Source organism: Thioalkalivibrio sp. AKL19, assembly GCF_000420165.1.
GTDB lineage: Bacteria > Pseudomonadota > Gammaproteobacteria > Ectothiorhodospirales > Ectothiorhodospiraceae > Thioalkalivibrio.
The window spans coordinates 28,448-43,738 of sequence record NZ_ATUK01000003.1 but is presented as its reverse complement, the minus strand read 5'-3'; the positions used below and the strand labels follow the sequence as shown (position 1 = coordinate 43,738).

Annotated in this window: 13 protein-coding genes; 1 reads left to right on the top strand and 12 read right to left on the bottom strand. The window is 68.5% G+C overall.

From position 1 onward, the window contains the following. Nucleotides 1-9: 9 nt before the first annotated feature. From F817_RS0101165 to def, 12 genes are all read right to left on the bottom strand, one after another. Nucleotides 10-1,170 carry a PQQ-dependent sugar dehydrogenase gene (locus F817_RS0101165; protein ID WP_024325927.1) on the bottom strand — a complete coding sequence of 387 codons (1,161 nt, stop codon included), beginning with the start codon at nt 1,168-1,170 and terminating at the stop codon, nt 10-12. 111 nt (nt 1,171-1,281) lie between these two features. Then, nucleotides 1,282-2,103 carry an Fpg/Nei family DNA glycosylase gene (locus F817_RS0101160; RefSeq protein ID WP_024325926.1) on the bottom strand — a complete coding sequence of 274 codons (822 nt, stop codon included), beginning with the start codon at nt 2,101-2,103 and terminating at the stop codon, nt 1,282-1,284. A gap of 310 nt (nt 2,104-2,413) precedes the next feature. Beyond that, nucleotides 2,414-3,406 (bottom strand): lipid A biosynthesis acyltransferase, encoded by a 993-nt coding sequence (locus F817_RS0101155; protein ID WP_024325925.1) that lies wholly within the window; start codon nt 3,404-3,406, stop codon nt 2,414-2,416. Next, nucleotides 3,403-3,762: a tetratricopeptide repeat protein gene (locus F817_RS0101150; RefSeq protein WP_024325924.1), complete on the bottom strand. Its 360-nt coding sequence runs from the start codon at nt 3,760-3,762 to the stop codon at nt 3,403-3,405. The genes F817_RS0101155 and F817_RS0101150 overlap by 4 nt, the downstream gene beginning before the upstream one ends. A 40-nt stretch (nt 3,763-3,802) precedes the next feature. Then, a complete protein-coding gene (locus F817_RS0101145; RefSeq protein ID WP_024325923.1) occupies nt 3,803-5,257 on the bottom strand; it encodes a TrkH family potassium uptake protein in 1,455 nt (484 codons plus the stop codon). A 13-nt stretch (nt 5,258-5,270) separates the two neighbouring features. Next, nucleotides 5,271-6,650: a Trk system potassium transporter TrkA gene (gene trkA / locus F817_RS0101140; protein WP_024325922.1), complete on the bottom strand. Its 1,380-nt coding sequence runs from the start codon at nt 6,648-6,650 to the stop codon at nt 5,271-5,273. A 23-nt stretch (nt 6,651-6,673) separates the two neighbouring features. Then, complete coding sequence (locus tag F817_RS0101135) at nt 6,674-8,053, bottom strand: sigma-54 dependent transcriptional regulator (RefSeq protein ID WP_024325921.1); 1,380 nt, start codon at nt 8,051-8,053, stop codon at nt 6,674-6,676. Next, nucleotides 8,050-10,254, bottom strand: a complete 2,205-nt coding sequence (locus F817_RS0101130) for an ATP-binding protein (protein WP_024325920.1) — start codon at nt 10,252-10,254, stop codon at nt 8,050-8,052. The genes F817_RS0101135 and F817_RS0101130 overlap by 4 nt, the downstream gene beginning before the upstream one ends. 280 nt (nt 10,255-10,534) lie before the next feature. Then, entirely contained in the window at nt 10,535-11,113 is a 579-nt protein-coding gene (locus F817_RS0101125) for a DUF4390 domain-containing protein (RefSeq protein ID WP_024325919.1), read from the bottom strand. After that, complete coding sequence (gene rsmB / locus F817_RS0101120) at nt 11,113-12,471, bottom strand: 16S rRNA (cytosine(967)-C(5))-methyltransferase RsmB (RefSeq protein ID WP_024325918.1); 1,359 nt, start codon at nt 12,469-12,471, stop codon at nt 11,113-11,115. Before rsmB ends, F817_RS0101125 begins: the two co-directional genes overlap by 1 nt. After that, on the bottom strand, nt 12,471-13,436 hold the full coding sequence (gene fmt, locus F817_RS0101115; protein ID WP_024325917.1) for a methionyl-tRNA formyltransferase: 966 nt from the start codon (nt 13,434-13,436) through the stop codon (nt 12,471-12,473). Before fmt ends, rsmB begins: the two co-directional genes overlap by 1 nt. Beyond that, the gene (gene def, locus F817_RS0101110) at nt 13,436-13,969 is read right to left on the bottom strand and encodes a peptide deformylase (RefSeq protein WP_024325916.1); all 534 of its coding nucleotides are present in this window, start codon (nt 13,967-13,969) and stop codon (nt 13,436-13,438) included. Before def ends, fmt begins: the two co-directional genes overlap by 1 nt. A 142-nt stretch (nt 13,970-14,111) precedes the next feature. On the opposite strand from def, the gene F817_RS0101105 reads away from it, so the two are divergent. After that, entirely contained in the window at nt 14,112-15,272 is a 1,161-nt protein-coding gene (locus F817_RS0101105) for a LysM peptidoglycan-binding domain-containing protein (RefSeq protein WP_024325915.1), read from the top strand. Nucleotides 15,273-15,291: the final 19 nt, after the last annotated feature.

The following is a 15,291-nucleotide window of genomic DNA, read 5'->3' as shown; positions in this document are numbered from 1 at the left end:
GCGACTCCGTCAGTCGGCGGGGGCGAGCCGGATCAGCTCGCCCGGATTGTGGTCGGTGAGGACGTAGATCGCCCCGTCATGGACGCGCACGTCACGCACGCGGCGATCCAGGTCCGGCAGCACCTCGCTCTCGTTGACCAGTTCGCGCCCGTCGAAGGTCAGCCGACGCAGGGTCTGGTGGGCCAGCCCGCCGACCAGCAGGTCGCCGTCCCAGTCGGCAAAGGCAGGATCGCGCAGGATCGCCATGCCCGACGGGGCGATGGATGGCGTCCAGTGATGCAGGGGTGACTCCATGCCCTCCTTCTCGGTGATCCCCTCGCCGACCTGGCCGCCCGCATACTCGCGCCCGTGGGTGATCACCGGCCAGCCGTAGTTCAGCCCGGGTTCGATGATGTTCACCTCGTCGCCACCGCGGGGGCCGTGCTCGTTCTGCCAGAAGGTCCCGGTTTCCGGATCGATCACCATGCCCTGCGGGTTGCGCACGCCCCAGGCCCAGATCTCGGGACGGGCATCGGCGTCGCCCACCAGCGGGTTGTCGTCCGGCACGGTCCCGTCGTCGTGCAGCCGGATGATGGTGCCGATATGCGTGGCGGTATCCTGGGCGTGATCGCGATTGCCGCGGTCCCCCACGCTGATGTACACGTAACCGGCATCGTCGAATACGATCCGGCTGCCGAAATGGCGCCCCCCACGTACACCCGGCTCGGCGGTGAACAGGGTCTCCACGTCCCGCAGCTCGCCATCCTGGAAGCGCCCGCGCGCCAGGCGCGTGGTCAGCCCGCCGTCCACGCTGGCGGAATAGGTGAAGTACAGCCAGCGGTTGTCGGCGAAATCCGGGTGCAGCGCGAGATCCAGCAGCCCGCCCTGATTGCGCGCCTGCAGGTCGTCCGGCACCCCGGGGACGAGTTCACCCCGGCCGTCGAAGGACTCGGCGTTCTCGAACCAGCGCAGGGTGCCCGGGCGCTCGCTGATGAGCGCCCCGCCGTCCGGGAGAAAGGCAATGGCCCAGGGGTGGTTCAAGTCCTCGTGCAGCACGCTCGCTTGCAGATCCTGCTGACCGGCCTCCAGGCCCTCGGCCGAGACGCCGGAGGACCCGGTACAGGCCATCACCAACCCCGCCAGCACGGGTACCAGGGTAATGCGGCCCGTCTTTATGGTGCGCGTGTGCATGGTTCGCCTCCTTGGAAAATCCGCCCACGTGCCTGACGTCCCGGCCTGGGAGCCGGGTGAAGCGGCACGGAGCCTTGAGCGAGTCATATCCTGTTGGTACACCCAACCGGGCTACGGGTTCCCGGCCTGGCAGACCGGGCACCAGTAGGTCGCACGAAGGTGCTCGCCCAACAGGGCATATTCGATCGGCGTACCACACTGGTGGCAGGGCTCGCCCCGGCGGCCGTAGACGTGCAGGAATGCCCCCTCCTCCGCGCGCTCGCGGGTGATGCGCGGCCCCGGCTTCAGATTGCGCCGCAGCAGACGTACCGCGTCACAATACAGCCCCGCCAGCATGGCCTCCGACACCTCTCCGACGGGCCGCAGCGGGTGGCATCCCTGCAGGAACAGCACCTCGGACTTGTAGATGTTGCCGATGCCCGCCGCCAGCGACTGGTCCAGCAGCACATCCAGGATCGGTCGCCCCGGATCGGCACCGGCCCGCACCCGGGCAACCACCGCGTCCAGATCGATGGCCGGGTCCAGGAGGTCGGGGCCGACGCGGGCATCCAGCCGGGGTATGTCGTGAGCCCCGGCCGTGCGCGGGCGCCACTGCAGTTCGCGTGGATGAAAGCAGACCAGGACGCGATCCGGCAGCGTCAGTACCGCCCACGCACCGGAGGGCGGCTTGTGCCAGGCGGCATCGGGCGCGTATTGGTGCCAGGTACCGTACATGCCGAGATGGGTGCGCAGCTGCCAGGTGCGACCATCCGCCGCCTCCAGGTCCAGCAGCAGGTGCTTGCCCCGGGCCTGCACGGCTGCGGCGGTCATCGCCCCATGTTCGCGCAACGCGTCGCCCCGGCGCCCACGGGTGGCCACCCGGCTCAATACCGCCCCCTCCAGCAGCGGCCGCAGCGCTGCCGCCAGCTTGTGGATCGTATCGCCCTCGGGCATGGCCGACGGGGTTAGGGAAACACTGAATAATGCACACGCTCGCGCTCGAGTCGCTTTTGGGTGCGAACAAGGCGCGGTGACCGCCGTGCAGTCATTCTGCACAAGGGAGCCGCAACGCCGTGCGCGCGCCCGTTTTCGTCAACAACGGGCGGCCGAGCCCCTGCCTTCAATCGTTTGTGGGGTTGGCACCCCAGGTTCCCCGATCCTGCGTTGCGCCCCGAATCCATCAAAAACGGGCGGGTAGAACCGCGACCCGCAGCACGGCGCGCCTTGTCTCGGAAAACCTGGGGTGCCAACGCGAGTGTGTGCATTAATCAGTGTTTCCCTTGCGCTTGCGGTCGGGGTACAGGCGCGGCTCGCCTTCGGGGCGGGTGCGGAACAGGCGCATGGACCACAGGTACTGCGGCGGAGCCTGTTCGATGCCGCGCTCCACGGCCGCGTTCATCTGCCGGGCGTCGGCCTCGTCATCGCCGGTGGGATACCCGTCCATGGGGGGCCACAGGCGCATCACGTACTGGTCGGCCGCCGTGTCGTACCAGGCGAAGCTGGGGAGTACCGCGGCCTTCGACATGCGCGCCAGGCGCGCCAGCGCGGTCAGCGTGGCCTTCTGCACGCCGAAGAAATCCACGAACACCGCGCCCTCGGCGCCCAGGTCTTCGTCCGGAAGGTAGTAGAAGAAGCGCCCGCGCTTGAGCTGGCGGATCGCCGGGCGCAGGCCCTGGTCGCGGGCAAAGATGTCGCCGGAGTAGCGCGTGCGGCTGCGATGGTTGATCCACTCGAGCACCGGGTTCTTCATCGGCTTGGCGAAGGATACGCCGTCGAACATCTGGCTCATGCGCACGCCGCCATAATCCAGCGCCAGGGAGTGCGGGGCGAGGATGATCACCGGCGTGCCGGCGGAGCGCAGGCGCTCGTAGTGCTCCACACCCTCGATGCGGATCCGGGTGGCATGCTGCCCCGGCTTGCCGAACCACAGCAGGCCGTAATCCAGCACCGTCTGGGCCTGGTAGCGGTAATAGGCCTCCAGACGCTGCGCGCGCTCGGCGGCGCTCAGGTGCGGAAAGCACAGCTCCAGGTTGCGTTCGGCCACCGACCGGCTGCGCCCGGCGAAGCGACGGATCAGCGGGCCCAGGCCGCGCGCCAGACCGCGTACGGCCGGACGCGGAAGCTCCTGCAGGACCCAGGCCAGACCCAGCAACAGCCAGCTGCCCCAGTAACGCGGGGCGAAGTGCGCGGCGGTCAGCGGGGCCTTGTAGGCACCGGCGTCGTGGTTCCGGCTTCGGTCGTCGTCTGCTGCGCTCATGCGCCCCCGGAGCCGTCGCCAGGCCCATCCGTGGCGGCCTGCTGCTTGCGGGCGCGCTTGGCGAAGACCTCCATTTCCTTCGCGGCCTGCAGGTCGCCCTTCTCGGTGGCCACGCGGATGCCCCGCTCGCAGGTGGACAGCGCCGCCTCGGGACGCTCCAGCTGCACCAGCGTCTTCGCCAGCAGCTTCCAGGCGGCCGAGTAGCCGCCGTCCAGTTCCAGCGCCCGCTCCAGGTGCGGGACCGCGGCCTCGAGCTGGCCATCGGTCGCCAGGGCATTGCCCAGCGAGAAGCGCAGCATGGCGGAGTCCTGTCCGCCGTCGAGCATGTTCTGGAAACGTTCGATCATGTCGCTCATGGGGCACCTCCCGCGCCGCCGGCCAAACTACCCGTTCAGGCTAACGCCGCCAGAAGGCGGGCGACAGAAGCACCAGCACGGTAAAGATTTCCAGGCGACCCATCAGCATGGCGAGCACCAGGACCCACTTGCTGAAGTCGTTGATCGACTGGAAGTTGGGCCCGACCTCGCCCAGTCCGGGGCCGAGGTTGTTCAGCGTGGCCGCCACCGCCGAGAACGCGGTCACCTGATCCAGACCGGATGCCATCAACGCCAGCATCATCACCACGAACACCATCACGTAGGCGGCGAGGAAGCCCCACACCGCCTGGACCACCCGATCCGGGGCCTCCTTGCCGTTCACCTTCACGGTGATCCGCGCATGCGGGTGGATCAGGCGCTTGATCTCGCGCAGCCCCTGCTTCATCAGCAGCAACACGCGGACCACCTTCATGCCACCCCCGGTGGAACCGGTACAGCCACCGATGAACGACAGGAAGATCAGCAGGACCGGCAGGAAACCGGGCCACAGGTAGAAGGCGTCCGTCGCATAGCCCGTAGTGGTCGCAATGGACACGACATGGAAGACCCCGCGGCGCAATGCATCGCCGAACTGATCGGTAAACCCGCTCCAGAGCATGAAGCCGACCACCAGCACGGTTGCCGAGCCGAGCACCAGCAGGTAGGCACGCAACTCCTCGTCCCGCTGGTAAGGCTTCCAGGTCGCGCGGTGCAGCACCAGAAAGTGGAGCGCGAAGTTCATCCCGCCCAGGACCATGAACGCGATGGCAACCATCTCGATCGCCACGGAGTCGAAGTGGCCGATGCTGGCGTCATAGGTCGAGAAGCCACCAATCGCCACCGTGGTGAAGGAGTGCGCGACGGCATCGAAGGCATCCATGCCGGCGACCCAGTAGGCCAGCGCGCAGGCCACGGTCAGGCCCAGGTAGATGTACCAGAGATTGCGCGCGGTTTCGGCGATGCGCGGCGTCAGCTTGTTGTCGCGGATCGGGCCCGGGGTCTCCGCCTTGAACAGCTGCATGCCGCCCACGCCCAGCAGCGGCAGGATGGCCACCGCCAGCACGATGATCCCCATGCCGCCCATCCACTGCAGCTGCTGGCGATACCACAGCAGCGCCCGCGGCAGGTCGTCCAGCCCGGTCAGCACGGTGGCCCCGGTCGTGGTCAGGCCGGACATCGACTCGAACGCCGCGTCGGTGAACGACACCTGCAGGCTCGGATCCAGGAACAGGGGGGTCGCCCCGGCGATCCCCAGCCCCAGCCAGAACAGCACCACCAGGATGAAGCCGTCGCGCGCCTGCAGCTCCTGGCGCATGCGGTACAACGGCGCCCACAGCAGACCGCCCATCAGCAACAGCAGGGCAAAGGCCTGCAGGAACACGTACGCGGTGGACTCCCCGTAGAGAAAGCCAATGGCCGCCGGCGGCAGCATCGCCAGACTGAACAGCGTCAGCAGGACACCCAGCAGCCGGGCCGTGGAGGCGAGATGGAGCATCCGCGCGCTCCGCCTAGAAGAACAGCGCCGTGGGCTGGAACAGGCGCTGTACCTGCTTCACCTTGCGCCGGTCGGTCACGAACAGGATCACGTGGTCGCCGGCCTCGATGACGGTATCCCGGTGCGGGATGATGACCTCCTCTTCGCGCACCACGGCACCCACGCTGGTGCCCTCGGGGAAGTCGATCTCGTCGATCCGGCGACTGACCACCTGCGAGGTCCGGGCGTCGCCATTGACCACCGTCTCGATGGCCTCGGCCGCGCCGCGCCGCAGGGTATGCACGGTGGCGGTGCCGCCCTCGCGCACCCGGGCCAGCAACGCCCCGATGGTGGCCTGCTGCGGCGAGATCGCGACGTCGATGGTCCCGCTTTGCAGCAGATCCACGTAGCTCGGGCGATTGATCAGCGACATCACCTTGCGTACACCCCAGCGCTTGGCCAGCATGCCGGCGAAGATGTTGGCCTGGTCGTCGTTGGTGACCGCGCAGAAGACGTCGCTGTGCTCGACGTTGATGGATTCGAGGAAGCGGTCATCCGAGCTGTCCCCGTGCAGCACCAGCACATTGCTGGGCAGGGTGCGCGCCAGGTGGTCCGCGCGATCCGAGTCGCGCTCGATCACCTTGACCCGGTAGCGCTTGCTGAGGGTCTCGGCCAGGCGCTCGCCGATGTTGCCGCCGCCCGCGATCAGGATGCGCTTGTAGGGCTTTTCCAGCTTGCGCAGCTCCGAGGTGACCGCGCGGATGTTCTTCTTCGCCGCGACGAAGAACACCTCGTCGTCCGCCTCGATCACCGTCGAGCCGTCCGGCTGGATCGGCCGGTCCTTGCGGAAGATCGCGGCGACCCGGGTATGGATGCCGGGCATGTCGCTTTGCAGGTTCTTCAGCTCGTGCCCGACCAGCGGACCGCCGTAGTAGGCCCGCACGCCCACCAGTGATACCCGGCCCTCGGCGAACTCCAGCACCTGCAGCGAACCGGGGTGCTCGATCAGTCGCTGGATGTGGCTGGTCACGATCGCCTCGGGCGAGATCAGCATGTCCACCGGCATCGCGTCCTGGGCGAACAACGCCGGCGTGTCGTGGTAGTCGCGGGCCCGTACCCGGGCGATCTTGGTCTCGATGTTGAACAGCGTGGAGGCCACCTGGCAGGCGACCATGTTGGTCTCGTCCGAGTTGGTGACCGCGATCAGCATGGACGCGTCCTGCGCACCGGCTGCCTCCAGCACCGAGGGGTGCGCGGCAAAGCCGTGCACGGTCTTGATGTCGAAGCGATCCTCCAGCTCCGCCAGCATCTCGGCGCGGTAGTCGACCACCGTAATGTCGATCCCGTCGGCGCTCAGCGCCTCGGCCAGTGACTGGCCGACCTGACCGGCCCCGAGGATGATGATGTGCTTCATGCGCCTCCCGTCCCGGAGCGGATTCAGCTATCGGATTTCACGCGCTTGGGGTCGATCCCCAGCGCCTTGAACTTGCGGTACAGGTGCGTGCGCTCCAGCCCCACCCGCTCGGCCAGGCGCGTCATGTTGCCCTCCGAGCGCTCCAGCTGCTGCTGCAGGTATTCGCGTTCGAACTGTTCGCGCGCCTCGCGCAGCGGCAGATCGGGGATGGCGACAGCTCCCTCAGCGGCCTCCTCGGCGCGCTGCGGCTGCCCACTGAGGGTGCGTTCCACCTCGTCACGGGTGATCTCGTCGCCGGAGCCCAGGATCATCAGACGCTGCACCAGATTGCGCAGCTCGCGCACGTTGCCTGGCCAATGGTACTGCTGCAACCGCTCCAGCGCCGGGCGCTGGAAGGCCCGCACCGGCAGTCCTTCCTGCTGGTGCAGGTGACGCATGTGGCACTCCAGCAGTTCGGGGATGTCCTCCGGATGCTCGCGCAGCGGCGGGATCGCCAGCGGCAGGACATTCAGCCGGTAGTACAGGTCCTCGCGGAAGTGGCCCTGCTCCACCGCCTCGGCCAGGTCATACTGGCTGGCCGCGATCACGCGCACGTTCACGCTGATCGGCTGGTTGCCGCCAATCCGCGTGATGCGCTGGGTGTCCAGGGCATGCAACAGACGCCCCTGGGTCTGCAGGTCCATCTCCGCGACCTCGTCCAGGAACAGCACGCCACCCGCCGCCTGCTCCAGCAGGCCGTAGCGCACGTGCTCGCCCTGCTCGCTGCCGAACAGTTCGGCGATCGCCTCCTCGCCCGAGAGCGACCCCACCGAGACCACGATGAACGGGCTCTCGCGGCGCGCGCTGCGCGCATGCAGCAGCCGCGCGAAAGTCTGCTTGCCGACCCCCGGCTCGCCGGTGATCAGCACCCAGGTATCGTGCTGCGCCATGCGCTGCACCTGGTCACGCAGGTTCACCATGGTGGCGCTGTCGCCTACCGGATCCTGGACCGTTCCGGCGTGGCGCTTCAGGCCCACGTTCTCGCGCTGCAGGCGTGCGGACTCCAGGGCATTGTTCAGGGTTATCAGCAGCTTGTCGATGGACAACGGCTTCTCGATGAAGTCGTAGGCCCCGAGCCGCGTGGCATCGACGGCGGTCTCGACATTGCCGTGCCCGGAGATCATCACCACCGGGCACGGCAGGCCCTCGTCGTCGCTCCATTCCTTCAGCAGCGAGATGCCGTCGCCGTCCGGCATCCAGACATCCAGCAGGATCAGGTCGGGGCGGCGGCTCCGGCGCTGCGCCTTGGCCTCGGCCACGGAGCCGGCGAGCGCCACCTGGTAGCCCTCGTCCTCCAGCACATCCTGCAGCAGCATGCGGATGTCCGGCTCGTCGTCGACCACGAGTATGTAGGCTGCGCTCATTCGGGCTCCTCGTGAACCACCGGACCATGCTCCACCGGGATGCGGATGCGGAAGACCGCGCCTCCCTGCCCGGACTCCGCATTATGGCACTCAATCATGCCGCCATGCTCCTCCACGATCTTCTGCGCGACCGCCAGCCCGAGACCGGTTCCACGCGGCTTGTCGGTGGTGTAGGGCTCGAAGATCCGCTCGAGGAACTCCGGCTTGATGCCGGGACCGGTGTCGGTCACCCGCAGCTCGATGTGCGGCCCGGCGGGGTCGTCGAGGTACGCGGTGGCGACATGCACCTCCATGTCCTCGTGGCCCTCGCCCGCTTCCAGGGCGTTCTTGATCAGGTTGTGCAGCAACTGGCGCAGACGCCCGGCATCGCCATGGATCCGTGGAAGGGACGCATCCAGCGTGACATCGACGCGCGAGCGCCCGTCCTGGTCCAGGTACAACTCGCCGACGTCCCGGATCAGCTGGTTCAGGTCCACCGATGCGCGTTCCAGCTGTGGGGCCTGAGCGTAGTCACGGAAGGCGTTGACCAGGGTCTTCATCGCCTCCACCTGCTGCACGATGGTTCCGGTGGCGCGATCCAGCACCTCGCGATCCGCCCCCTCCAGGACCTTGCCGAGGCGCCTGGACAGGCGCTCGGCGGACAGCTGGATCGGCGTCAGCGGGTTCTTGATCTCGTGCGCGAGGCGCCGGGCGACCTCGCCCCAGGCCGCATCGCGCTGGGCCTTGAGGAACTCGGTCATGTCGTCGAACACGATCGCGTGCAGCCCCCGGCTGGAGCCGGAGGTCGGCAGCCACACCGCGCGGGTCATCAGCACCTTGCGCCCGCTGCGGGTGAACACCACCACCTGGCGCGACCATTCCGTCTCCTGGCGCACCAGGGCATCGCTGATCGCCTCGAAGAACTGGGCCACCAGCGGGCACTCGTCGCCCACCTCCGACATCACCCGGGTCCGCGCCCCCTGCAGGTCGCATTCCAGGATCTCGCTGGCCGCGGCGTTCGCGGTACGCAGGCGCAGGCTGCCATCCAGCGCCAGCACGCCGGAGCGCAGATGCTGCAGCACGCTCTCCAGATAGGCGCGTTCGGCATCCAGCAGGCGGCGGTTGCGCTCGGCCTCGTCGCGCGCCTCGTTCAGGGTGCGGGTCATGGTGTTGAACGACTGCACCAGGAAACCCAGCTCGTCGGCGCGCTGCACCGCCAGGCGGGTGCTGTAGTCACCCTGGGCGACCATGCGCGTGCCCTGCACCAGGTCGGAGATCGGGCGCACCATGCGCCGCGCCACCAGCAGCCCGGCCCACAGCGCGGCCATCAGCGAGATCGCCAGCGCCAGCGACAGGGTGAACACGAAGCCCTGGATCATCGGCCCGCGCAGGTAGGCGAATTCGCGATAGTCGGCGAAGGCGTCCTGCACCCGTAGCGACAACGCGCTCATGCGCGGGTCCACGGGGTAGATGCCCTGCAGGATGCGATTCTCCGAGCCCGGGCGGCGGCTGCTGGTAGTGGCCACCACGCGGATGATCAGCGAGCCGTCGGACTGCGGCTCCAGGCGCGAATACGGCTGCTCCGGGCGCACCCGCATCAGGATGTCGGAACCCGGCGGGGTCGGGAGGCGGCGGATCGGGCTGTCGGTGCTGGAGGCGATGATGCGGTTGTTGGATCCGACCAGGGTCAACTCCTGTGCCCCGACCTGACGGCGATAGTCGTTGAGGGCCAGCGGCACCAGGCCCTCCGAGACCCCCTCGAGATCGCTCATCAGCTCCTGCGTCTCGGTCGCCAGCTGGCGCACCCGCAGGTCCAGCGACGAGCGCGACAGCTCCAGCGCGTCCTCCAGCGCTGATTCCACGCGCACGTCGAACCAGGCGTCCACGCCCTCGTTCAGGAACTTGAAGGAGAAGTAATAGACGACCGACACCGGCAGCACCGCCACCAGCATGAACACCGCGACCAGGCGCAGGGTCAGCCGGCTCCCGGGCACCCCACGGCGATACTGGATCGCCATGCGCACCAGCTGATAGATAATCAAGCCACCCAAAGCCACCAGCACGGCGACATGGAACACGAGCAGCCACAGGAACAGCTGCTCGAAGCGAGCCTGATTCTGGGCGGCATCGCCCATCACCACCAGCGAGGTCAGTAGCAGCGCGAACAGGAGCCCGATGCCGAGCAGGCCCCACGGGAAGCCCCTTAGGGAAACGCTGATCAACGTACACCCTCGCGTTGGCAACCCAGGTTTTCCGAAACAAGGCGCGGTCCGCAGCCGGTCGCCATTCTACCGGCAAGGGCCGCAACGCCGGACCGGGGAACCTGGGTAATCAACCCCACGAACCATTGAAAGCAGGGGCTCGGCCGCCCGTTGTGATCAAAAACGGGCCTGCGCACGGCGTTGCGGCTCCCTTTTGCAGAATGACTGCACGGCCATCGCCGCGCCTTGTTCGCACGCAAAAGCGACGAAGCAGCGAGCATGTACGTTGACCAGCGTTTCCCTAATCCAGCGACCATCGCCGCCACTCCTGTCGCGTCGTCAGGTCACCGCGCAAACCGGCATCCAGCTGCAGGGGCAGCGGCAGGGCCGAATACACCAGCATCAGCCGCGCCGCCAGATCGAACTCGCCGGGGTTTGCGCGGACCGCATCCGGAACCTCGTCCAGACGCAGCCGCCCCAGCCGCCGGGCGACCTGGTCCAGGGCATCCCCCAGGGTTGGTTTCAGGTCCATGCGTTCGTCGGTCACCGCGGTTACCAGGTAATGCCGGTTCAGCGCAAAGTATTGCAGCTGGACCCGCCGTGTCTCGCTCGCCAGGGTATCGCGCCCCACCCGGCGACCACGTTCCAGACGGGTCTCCGCCTCGAATTCCAGGGTCACGCCGTTGGCCAGGGCATCTTCCAGCACGGCGGGCAGACGCATATCGATATCGAGACGCACCAGCACGGTGGTGTCGTCCAGCCACATATGGTTCGCGCCACGGATCTCCACCGCCGCGGCCGGCGCAGGCAACGCCAGCAGAGCAAACAGGCCGCACAGCGCCACGATGGGCCCGCGCCACGGGGAGGCGCCGCTCGGCATCAGGGGACCTGCTTCTCCAGTAGCGCATAGTAAAAGCCATCACCGCCCTCGAGCCCCAGCGGCAGCGACACGCCGACCTCGCGCGGCCGGCCTCCGGGGATCCCCGCATCGCCGTTCACGGGCAGCACCCGCGCATCCGCGGTCGCGGCCACGAACGGGGCCACAACGGCCTCGTTTTCCGGCGACAGCAACGAGCAGGTCGCATACAACAGCCGCCCGCCGGGACGCAGCAGGCGCCAGGCACCGGCCAGCAGGCGAGCCTGCTCCGCGGCCAGGCGCGGGATGTCCTCGGCTCGGCGCAGGGTCTTGATATCCGGGTGACGCCGGATCACGCCGGTGGCGGAACAGGGCACGTCGAGCAGGATCGCGTCGAAGGCCTCGCCGTCCCACCAGTCGTCTGTGGCCTCCAGGTCGGCCGCGACCCGGTGCGCCTCAAAGCCCAGCCGGTCGAGGTTCTCGCGCACCTGCTCCAGGCGCTCGGGATCGTTGTCCAGCGCGGTCAGGTCCAGTTTCCCGCCGGCGCGCTCCAGCAGGTGCCCGGTCTTGCCGCCCGGCGCCGCGCAGGCGTCCAGCACGCGCTCGCCCGGCCGTGGGTCCAGCAGGTGCCCGGCCCATTGCGCCGAGGCGTCCTGGACGGACAGCGCCCCGTCGGCAAACCCCGGCAGCGCCCCGACGTCGACCGGATTCTCCAGGGTCAGCGCGCTGGCGAGTACCGGGTGCGGCCAGGCCGGCGTCCCCGCAGCGGCCAGCGCCTCCAGCGCCGCCTCGCGGCTGCCGCGCTGGAGGTTCACCCGCAGGGTCATCGGCGCCGGCAGCGTCGAGGCCTCGAGCAGCGTCTCCCAGTCCTCGGGCCAGGCGTCGCGAATCGCCTCCAGCAACCAGTCCGGGACCGCATAGCGCAGGCCCGGCTCGGCCTCGATCCGGGCGGCCAGCGCATCCTGCTCGCGCAGGGCACGGCGCAGCACCGCGTTGATCAGCCCCACCGCGCCGGGGCGATGGATCTCGCGCGCCAGCTCGGCGGTCTCGCGCACCGCGGCGTGATCACGCGTGCCAAAGTGCAGGACCTCGGCCAGGCCCTGCGCCAACAGCACGCCGATCACGGCATCCTTTTTGCGCAGCGGTCGGTCGAGAAACCCGCCGACCAGCCCCTCCAGCTGCGGATACCAGCGCAGGGTGGTGTAGGCGAGCGCCTGCACCCAGGCGGCATCGCGCGGCGCGAGCCCCTCGGTCACCAGGTCCACCGCCCGGGTCAGCGACTGCCCCTGCAGTACCACGCGCTCGACCGCCTCCAGCGCCCGCTGGCGCGGCGAACGCGAATCCACCCGCGAGGGCACCACACGCTTTTGCTTGCCTGCCATCAGACCGCCCCCGTCAGGGTCTGGCCCGCCAGGTCCGCGTTGCGGGCCCAGTCGGACGCCGCGACCGCGCGCCGCCCGGGCAGTTGCACCGTTTGCAGCCGCAGGATGCCATCCCCGGTGGCCACGTCCACGCCTTCCGCCCCGGCCTCCAGAATGGTGCCCGGCGCCGCATCAGTGGCACTGGCAATGGGGCGCGCGGCGTGCACCCGCACGGCCTGCCCCTGCCAGCCGGTCTGGGCGACCGGCCAGGGGTTGAACGCGCGCACCTGACGACCCAGGGCGACGGCCGGTTGCGTCCAGTCCATCCAGGCCTCCTGTTTCTCCAGCTTGCGGGCATAGGTGGCCTGCGCGTCGTCCTGTGGCCAGGGGGCCGACTCGCCCGCGGCAATCGCCGGCAGCTGCTCCACCAGCAACTCCGCGCCCTCGCGGGCGAGGGTGTCGTGCAGGCTTCCGGTGGTGGTCTCCGGCGTAATCGGGGTGCGCCGACAGGCATGCACCGGGCCGGTATCCAGCCCCGGGGCCATCTGCATCAGGCAGACCCCGGTCTCGGAATCCCCCGCGAGGATGGCGCGATGGATCGGCGCCGCGCCGCGCCAGCGCGGTAGCAGCGAGGCATGGATATTGAGGCCGCCGAGCGGCGGGATCGCGAGAACGGCGCGCGGCAGGATGAGCCCGTAGGCCGCCACGATCAGGATGTCCGGGCGCCAGGCCGCGAGCTCCGCCTGCGCCTCGGCACCCTTGAGACTCTCGGGCTGCACCACCGGCAGGCCCGCGCCCTCGGCAACCTGCTTCACCGGACCCGGGCGCAACTTGCGCCCGCGCCCGGACGGGCGATCCGGCTGGGTGTAGACCGCGACCGGCGCATGCCCGTTCTCGATCAGGGCCTCCAGCGCCGGGACCGCGAATTCGGGCGTCCCGGCATAGACGATGCGCAGGGACTCGACGTCCGTGTCCGCCACCCCCATCAGACCGCGGGGACCGCGGCCTTGTCACCTGCCCCCGCCCGGGCGCCCTGCTTCTCCAGCTTCTTGCGGATGCGGCTGCGCTTGAGACTGGACAGGTAATCGACGAACAGCTTGCCGTCGAGGTGGTCGATCTCGTGCTGGATGCACACCGCGAGCAGGCCGTCGATATCCAGCTCGAAGGGCTGGCCATCCCGCCCCAGGGCGCGCACGCGGATGCGGTCGGCGCGCTGCACCTTTTCGTAGAACCCGGGTACGGACAGGCAGCCCTCGTCCATCTCCTCCTCGCCCGAGGTCTCCAGGATCTCGGGGTTGATCAGGGCATGCGGCTCGCTCTGATCCTCGGAGACATCCGCCACCAGCACGCGCTTTTGCACGTTGATCTGCGTGGCTGCCAGACCAATGCCGGGCGCGGCGTACATGGTCTCGAGCATGTCGTCGACCAGGGTACGGATCTCGTCGTCCACCTCGGCCACCGGCTCGGCCTTGAGCCGCAACCGGGGATCGGGGAAGTGCAGGATTTCACGTTTGGCCATGAAAAAACCTCAAACTTTGTACTGTACAGACGTCGCAATTCTGCTAACGTTGGACCGCAATATCCGCGGAATTGCGTCATCCGATTGGGGCCGGGCCACAGGAAGGCTCGGGGAGCGCGCGGACCTGACAGGGGACACCAAAATGTACAAGACCAGGGCCACCACGACCTTCGTTCTGCCGGGCGTTCTGTTCAGTGTAACGCTGTTGCTGGGCGCCTGCGCGGCCACACCGGAGAACGGCGGCGGCGAAACGGGCGCGTCCGATTCCGGCGACACCCAGGCCGAAGCCCGCCCGGCACGCGACGCACAGGAAGAACGCGCCACCGCCGAGCGCGAGCCGGAGATCCGCGAATCCGCGCCGGAACGCTACGTGGTGAAGAAGGGCGACACCCTCTGGGATATCTCCGCGATGTTCCTGCAGGATCCCTGGTACTGGCCGGAGATCTGGCTGGTCAATCCCGAGATCGAGAACCCCCACCTGATCTATCCGGGCGACGTGCTGAGCATCCATTACGTGGATGGTCAGCCACGCATCATGGTCGACGGCGGCCCGCGCGTGCGCCCCACCCATCGCCTCTCGCCCGAGGCCCGGGTGGTGGAACGCGACGAGGACGTCTCCCCCATCTCCACCCTGCAGTCGTTCATGTTCCGCCCGCAGGTGCTGGACGAGGAGACCCTCGAGAATGCCCCGTACATCCTCGCCTCGCAGGACGAGCGCGTGATCTTCGGCCCGGGTGACCGGGTCTACGTGCGCAACGCCGAGGACACCGAGCAGTACGAGCTCTACCACATCGTGCGCCACGACGGCATGCTGACCGACCCGGACACCGGGGAGGAGCTGGGCGTCGCCACCCTGCCAGTAGGCGAGGCCGAGATCATCGAACCGGGCAACGTCGCCCGGGCGGACATCCGCAAGGGCGAGCGCGAGGCCATCCGCGGCGACCGCCTGGTGCCCTATGCCGAAGAGCAGGACATGCTGTTCGACATTGGCCGCGCACCGGCCGGCACCGAGGGCACGATCATCTCGCTGTTCGACGCGATCAGCCAGATCGGCCAGCTCCAGGCCGCCATCATCAATCGCGGCGAACGCGACGGCATCGAGAACGGCCAGGTCTTTGCCGCCTTCACCGCCGGACGCGAGGTGCGCGACCCGATCAGCGATCGCGCCAACGACGTGGTCACCCTGCCGGAAGAGGAAGTCGGCACCGTGATGGTCTTCCAGACCTTCGAGAAGGTCTCCTACGTGCTGGTGACCGACGCCGAACGCACCCTCCGCGAGGGCGACAAGGTTCGCACTCCCTGATCGGGCTTGCGATCCGGAG